Origin of the sequence: Ferruginibacter sp., assembly GCF_031430955.1 — a bacterium.
In the GTDB taxonomy this organism is placed as follows: Bacteria; Bacteroidota; Bacteroidia; order Chitinophagales; family Chitinophagaceae; genus Ferruginibacter.
In genome coordinates this window covers 1-7,338 of sequence record NZ_JANPCM010000654.1, presented here as the reverse complement: position 1 = coordinate 7,338, position 7,338 = coordinate 1, and the positions used below count along the sequence as shown (strand labels likewise).

Here is a 7,338-nt window from a genome sequence, read left to right as displayed (position 1 = left end):
GAATCCTAGGGTATCGTTTTTATTAAAATTTTCTTCAACAATTATATCTAGTGATTGATAAATACTCCAGCCATTATTGCCTTCAATTGAAAGGGTATTTGAAATCGCTTTATGTAATTCAGCAAACTCATTTTCCTCTTTAAATATAAATGAGCCTCTTAAGTCCTCTTCTTTTAATTTTTGGAAATCTTCATATTTATCGAAGTCATAATCCCGTTTACCTCTCACTCTGTCCCAGTCAAGTTTTCGAAAATATTCAAATTCTTTGCTGTAATATTTTTCCTTTAGCTTTTGGTAATTCTTATCTGTAAGATTTAATCTATCTAACCAATTAACAAAATCATGTACAAAGTAGATATTTTCAAAATTATCAGAATCAAGTTTTGATTCGATAAATGGCAGCAATAATGACAAATCCAATTCTAAGATTTCTTTTATGGGTTCTTGATAACCTGGTTTAAAATACTTTATTATTGAAAGCACCTGAATTGGATGTAAATCATAGTTTTCGAAAAGAGTTAGCCATATGTCTTTTCGAAATTCTTTTATAACATCATTATTCGGGATTGGATAATAATAAAATGTTATAGAATGATTTCTTCCTCCTTTATGAATTTGGAAATGATGGGAAAGAAATGTGACTGATAATTCAAAGAATGCTTCTATATAAAGTTGTTGATTTTCCTTAAATTTTGTGATTAAGAGTTGAAATAGCTCAACTTGTCTGCTAAAACCAGAACGTTCATCAACTTCATCAAAAAGTAAAGTGTCCCTTATAAGCTTAATTAATTCAGGAAAGAATTCAGGTTTCTTTCGGCAATATTCAAATGATAATTCTAATGCAGGAATGAAACTTTCAGTTTTATGAGTAAACAACTTACCAAGATAATCCAGCGTTTTGTCTTTATGCCAAGTAAAGCCAGTCGTCTCAAGTTTAGTACTATATATTGGGTTTTCAGGTTGGGGTAATTTTTTAGTACTTAAATGAAAATAATTGAGAGTTTCTTCCCTCTTATAAAACCAAAATAGGGAAAAGAAATCTAGAACCTTCTCTTCATCGCCATAAACTGAATTTAAAAAGTCATCTAATATGGTATTTATTTTTTTGAAAACATTTTCATAACCAAAGGAATTATTTGAAGGAATTATTGTGTCTGAAAATCTTTTTTTCCATGAAAAATAATAGTTATTAAGTAATGTTTTAAATGAAAGGATTTCATCTTTAATGAAAACCTTATAAAAGAAATACGTTGCCATAACCTGTTCAGAAACTCTTACATGATTATATTGAACTTCTACAAATTCTCTCTTTTGCAGCTCATCAATAGCTTCATTGAAAGCATGATAATCTAGTTCAAAATCTGTTAGAATATTTTGTATAAGTTCTTTATTACTTCTGTCTAAAGTAAAGAAGAAGGATATAAGCCCCAATGTTTTTATAAGAGGTTTATTACCAAAAATGTCGAAATCTTTTATGAATGTTTGGAAATATGAATCGTACAAATCTGAAACATCACCTAAAAGAAAAAACTCTTGTTGTAGTTTGGCTAATCTCGCAGCCATAACAGCTAGCCTTGCATTACCATCTGCCAATTCAACAATTCTTCGTTGATATTTAGTATTTCTTATTTCAAATGAATCACTACTTATTAACTGGACAATTTCTTCATCTGTGAACTTATTAATTACTATTTTATGTGGGTCATATTCAGAACATTCGTTTATTACATCATTAAGTGCATAATCTCTTACAGTAATTATCAGTTTTATATCCCCCTTTCTGCTCTCTTTAAATACGCCTAAAATCTGCTTAAAATTTACTAACTGTCTATTTGCATCATCAACTAGTAGTACATAGTTTTTGTCTTGTTGTAGATGTATTCGTAGGTCCTCTGAAATATCCATGTCTTTTTTGGATACTGCAAAAGCCTCATAACTACTATTTGCTAATAAAAATTTAGAGAGATATTCTAAAGCGATTTTTGTTTTACCCACTCCAGGAAATCCTGATATAATTAGAATGTTATTATTGTTGAAATTTGATTCTATATCAGTTAATTCCGATTTTCTATGTAGAAATTCATTATCTAACGGGGTTGAAAGCTTTCCCGCTTTGTTGTTATATTCTTGTATAAAACTTTCAAGAGGTAGTAGCTGACCTGTGTCAAGGGGAATGCCTAAAATATCTTTTGCAAGGATTAAATATTTTAAATAAATTTCTAATGCAATCCAGTCCAGTCCAATAAGTTCAATTTGTATATTTTTAGCGGCAGCATATTTCGTTATTTCGGTTTCGTCTGCTACTGTAAGTCGTGAGTTAAAGCAAATGATAATTTTGTTTACTTCATTTACTGGAACACCTGTCTTTGACGGGTCTAAACATTTGTCTATGTCTTCTTTAATTTTTGCAACAAGCCCTTCCTCTTTTGTTGTAAATTCAACGTATCTTAAACTTCCATCTTTTAGTCTGAAAAATGTATCAGGTGTTCCTTTGACTGTTTTCTGCTTCCCAAACTGACTACCAGTTCTATTAAAACTGGCAAACTCTTGCTCTCTTAAAGCTAAATAGATGTCGCATAAATTCTGAAATGCTGCACTGTCTATGCCTATTAACTGTTGTTCTATTAGCTTAAGTCTACCTGTCATTATTTGAATTTTGTCTTAGGTGTAAGGGTTAGAATTAAGTTGAAAATTAGTCATTAGTTTGCTTTCGTGAGCTGTTCGGTAGCATGACGCACAACTCAAATATATTCGAAACTTTCTACCTTTCAAAATTTCCTCTTTTCCTGATTTTTTTGTTTTCAAACTGTTATATAAAAAACAATATTTGATACGAAAGTTTTCAAAATGTTATTCTAAAACTTAAAAATAAAAAATCCCGGCCTTAAGCCGGGATTGAAAAATATAATTTACAAAATTTATTTATTGAGTGCTGCAAATTCTCTTCTGATGATATTCAACGCACCACCGGCTTTAAACCATTCAATCTGTTGCTCATTATAAGTGTGGTTTACCTGTATGGTTTCGTTACTGCCATCGGCATGGTTTAATACTAATTGTAAAGATTTATTTGGGGCAAAAGTTAATAAGCCTTCAATATCAATAGTATCATCTTCTAAAATTTTATTGTAATCTTCTTTGTTGGCAAAAGTTAAACCCAGCATGCCCTGCTTTTTTAAATTGGTTTCGTGAATACGGGCAAAAGATTTTACCAGTACAGCCCTTACGCCTAAGTGACGGGGCTCCATAGCCGCATGTTCTCTTGAGCTTCCTTCGCCATAGTTTTCATCTCCCACTACAATAGTGCCGATGCCTGCGGCTTTGTAAGCTCTTTGTGTATTGGGCACGGTACCATATTCGCCTGTTAACTGATTTTTTACACTGTCCGTTTTTTCGTTAAAGAAGTTAACTGCACCAATTAACATGTTGTTGCTGATGTTATCTAAATGCCCACGGAATTTTAACCATGGCCCTGCCATACTGATATGATCGGTAGTACATTTTCCTTTTGCTTTTATTAATAATTTCAATCCTTTTAAATCAACACCTTCCCATGCGGCAAACGGATCAAGCAATTGCAAACGCTTACTATCGGGAGCAACTTTTACAGTAACACCACTGCCATCTTCAGCCGGTTTTTGATAACCTGCATCTTCTACAGCAAAACCTTTTGGAGGCAGTTCGTTACCAGTTGGCGGATCCAGTTTTACCTGCTCGCCTTTATTATTGGTTAATGTATCTGTTAATGGATTAAAATCTAAAGAACCTGCAATAGCCATTGCAGTAACCAGTTCTGGCGAACCCACAAATGCAAAAGTATTGGGGTTACCGTCGGCACGTTTTGCAAAGTTTCTGTTGAAGGAATGAACGATGGTATTTTTTTCTGCCTTCTCTGCACCAACCCTTGCCCACATACCTATGCAAGGGCCGCATGCGTTGGCAAAAACGTTAGCGCCAATTTTATCAAACACGCCTAAAAAGCCATCTCTTTCAATAGTATAGCGAATTTGTTCGCTGCCCGGGTTGATATTGAATTCTGCTTTTAATGTTAAGCCTTTATCAGTTACCTGTTGTGCTAAACTTACTGCACGGCTAATATCTTCGTAAGAAGAATTAGTGCAGCTGCCAATTAAACCTACTTCAATTTTTGTGGGCCATCCGTTTGCTGCAGCAGCTTCTTTCATTTTACTGATGGGTGTAGCAAGATCGGGAGTGAAAGGGCCGTTTAAATGCGGCTCTAAAATATTCAAATCAATTTCAATTACCTGGTCAAAATATTTTTCGGGGTTGGCATATACTTCTGCATCGCCGGTTAAGTGTGCGGCTATTGCATCAGCAGCAACGGCAATGTCGCCACGGTCGGTGGCTTTTAAATAACGGCTCATACTTTCATCGTAGCCAAAAGTAGAAGTGGTGGCACCAATTTCGGCACCCATATTACAAATGGTGCCTTTACCTGTGCAACTCATACTTGTTGCGCCTTCGCCAAAATATTCCACTACTGCACCGGTGCCTCCTTTTACGGTTAAGATACCGGCAACTTTTAAAATAACATCTTTAGGTGCGGTCCATCCGCTTAATTTACCGGTTAATTTTACACCAATTAATTTAGGCATTTTTAATTCCCATGGTAATCCTGCCATTACATCGCATGCATCGGCGCCACCCACACCAATCGCAATCATTCCCAGGCCACCAGCATTTACGGTGTGGCTGTCGGTACCAATCATCATACCACCGGGGAAAGCATAATTTTCTAACACCACCTGGTGAATAATACCTGCACCGGGTTTCCAAAAACCAATACCATATTTATTACTTACACTGGCTAAAAAATCAAACACTTCACTGCTTTCTGTTACGGCCCTGCTTAAATCTGTTTTGCTGTTAACCTTCGCTTCTATTAAATGATCGCAATGTACTGTACTGGGCACAGCAACTTTTGTACGGCCGCTTTGCATAAATTGTAACAAAGCCATTTGTGCCGTTGCGTCCTGCATGGCAACCCTGTCCGGTGCAAAATCTACATAAGCATTGCCTCTTTCATAAGCCTTTGTGGCATTGCCTTCGGTAAGATGTGCGTATAAAATTTTTTCGGTAAGGGTTAAGGGTTTGCCTGTAGCTTTACGTGCTGCATCAATTCTGGTTGCAAAATTGGCGTACACTTTTTTAATCATTTCAATGTCGAAGGCCATGATACAATTTTAGATTTAAGATTTTAGATTTATGATTTGTGTTGAGTAAGGCTTTACCTGTAAATAAAGCAGCTGTAACAACAAATATTTTAAGTTTTGCAAATTTACTAAAACTCAGTCACTATTTAAAGCGATAATTTTATAAAAAAACGCTTAAATTAGCAGTATGAATAGGTTTAAATATTTTATTGAATGGCACGTTTTTGGGGTATGTACAGCCATTGGCGAAAAAATGGGTATTGCCACATCTACTATCAGAAAATATTTTATCTACATATCTTTTATGACCATGGGCTCCCCTGTAATTGTTTATTTTTTTATTGCATTCTGGATGAATATAAAGCGATATATTTTTAATGCAAAGCGAAATCCTGTAAGATATCTGTAAAGAACCATTTTTGCACTCCTCATTTTTATTGAATGGTTGTACTAAACCCTAATTATAATAATTACAAAATGCTGTTGCAGGAAATTGCAACATCTTTAAAAATTTCTTATCAACCCGGAGCAGATTTTCTTATTATTACCCCGCCAGCCGGCAACGGCATTTACAAAACCATACAGTTATTTGATGAACTGCAGGTATTATTGGTTGATGTTGCCATAAGCCAGCCTGTAATTATTAAAAGAGAACGTACAGATACCCCTTATTTTTTATTGCATTTTGATGATGTGTATATTACTGAAACTGCTACGCTTAAAGTAGATGATGAAATGCTGCAAAAAAGCAATACCCATCATGCTTTTGCAAGGCTTACGAGTAATATTTTTAATAACGTAGAAGAAGGACCTGCCAACCTGCACCTTAAAGCGGTAAAAATATTATTTAACGAAAAATGGTTGAAAAAATATTTAGGTTTAAGTGCCGATGATGATGTGCTGCAAAAATATTTAGCACTTAAAACTGAAAGTTTTGATATTGAACCTTTAGATGAAGAGTATCTTAAACTGATGCAGGAATTATGGGATGCCAAAAAAGAAGACCCTTTACAAAATATTTTTTTACAAAACAGGGTTACATTATTAATTGAACGTTTTTTTACCAGGCTGTACAGCAAAATAAATTTACTGGAAGGCAAGTTTGATCTTTCATCGGAAGTTATAAAAAGACTGCTTAAAGTAGAACAATTGCTGGTGGATGATTTTAGCAGGGTGCCGCCTGCTATTGATGAATTATCTAAGCTTTTTTCTATGAGCAGTACTAAATTAAAAAAGAGTTTTAAAAGTATGTATGGCGACAGTATTTACGCCTACTATCAAAAGCAGCGGCTAAAAAAAGCCAACGAGTTGTTGGTGAGTGGCGAACTTAATGTTAAGCAAACTGCTGAAGCGGTAGGTTTCAATAATATATCTAACTTTACCCTTGCCTATAAAAAGCAGTACAAAAAAGAACCTGCTGCTTTTTTGACCAACAGGCAATAATTCACCCAATTGATTAACCGTAATCCAATGTTTAAATTTTCTTATAAATATTGCAGCCATATTGAATACCTCGATATATTGTCGAAGGCATATGGTGTGCCCATTATAAACAACACTATTAAGTTACCCGCTGGTGTAGGTACGGGTTATGTAAAAGTAATTGAACTTGCCAATGGATTACAACTGTTGGTTAATGAAATTGTGATTAACGAAAATGTTAGTTTTAACAGGTTACCAACCGTTGATGAATCTTTCACCATGCGTTTTGACGAAGTGAAAAATTTAAAAACTTTAACTGTTAAAATAGATGATGAGGAATTAATAGCAGATGACCATGTACATTCAGGGGCTTTTTTAACTAACTCATACACCAATCTTACTTACACCGCAACTGCAGGAACTGAAGACCGCTGCGTAAATATTTTTTTTACAGCGGAATGGTTAAAAACCCATGTTGGTATTGGAAGCGGTGATGAAGCATTTAAAGAATACCTCTCTTTAAAAACTGCGGTATTTAATTTTGAGGTATTGAATTTTGAATACAGAGAAATAATGCAAGACATTTTTGAAATTGAAAATGATCAACCTATGCAAAAAGTAATATTGCAAAACAGGGTGATGCTTTTGATAGAAAAATTTTTCCGGAGCCTTTACAGTAAAATGGGACAAAATAAAAAAACCACTGCTACCATTAATGATACCTCTATAAAAAGAATGATGC

5 protein-coding genes are annotated in these 7,338 nt (G+C 34.5%); 3 read left to right on the top strand and 2 right to left on the bottom strand.

Features of this window, described 5'->3' with window-relative positions:
- Positions 1 to 2,646: nSTAND3 domain-containing NTPase (locus ACY65O_RS18550; protein ID WP_462222348.1), on the bottom strand; the 2,646-nt coding region annotated here is incomplete at its 3' end.
- A gap of 272 nt (positions 2,647 to 2,918) precedes the next feature.
- A complete protein-coding gene (locus ACY65O_RS18545; RefSeq protein WP_462222347.1) occupies positions 2,919 to 5,195 on the bottom strand; it encodes an aconitate hydratase in 2,277 nt (758 codons plus the stop codon).
- Positions 5,196 to 5,361: 166 nt separating this feature from the next.
- Here ACY65O_RS18545 and ACY65O_RS18540 point away from each other — a divergent pair, with 166 nt between their 5' ends.
- From ACY65O_RS18540 to ACY65O_RS18530, 3 genes are all read left to right on the top strand, one after another.
- Positions 5,362 to 5,583 carry a PspC domain-containing protein gene (locus tag ACY65O_RS18540; protein WP_462222346.1) on the top strand — a complete coding sequence of 74 codons (222 nt, stop codon included), beginning with the start codon at positions 5,362 to 5,364 and terminating at the stop codon, positions 5,581 to 5,583.
- Between the two features lie 32 nt (positions 5,584 to 5,615).
- The gene (locus ACY65O_RS18535) at positions 5,616 to 6,617 is read left to right on the top strand and encodes a helix-turn-helix transcriptional regulator (RefSeq protein ID WP_462222345.1); all 1,002 of its coding nucleotides are present in this window, start codon (positions 5,616 to 5,618) and stop codon (positions 6,615 to 6,617) included.
- 27 nt (positions 6,618 to 6,644) lie between these two features.
- Positions 6,645 to 7,338, top strand: a 694-nt coding sequence (locus ACY65O_RS18530; RefSeq protein ID WP_462222344.1) for a hypothetical protein, incomplete at its 3' end; no start/stop codon positions are given.

What these genes read in the sequence shown, in the direction of transcription:
- ACY65O_RS18540 (WP_462222346.1), top strand. Translation starts at nt 5,362, where the DNA reads ATGAATAGGTTTAAATATTTTATTGAATGGCACGTTTTTGGGGTATGT.
- ACY65O_RS18545 (WP_462222347.1), bottom strand. Translation starts at nt 5,195, where the DNA reads ATGGCCTTCGACATTGAAATGATTAAAAAAGTGTACGCCAATTTTGCA.
- ACY65O_RS18535 (WP_462222345.1), top strand. Translation starts at nt 5,616, where the DNA reads ATGGTTGTACTAAACCCTAATTATAATAATTACAAAATGCTGTTGCAG.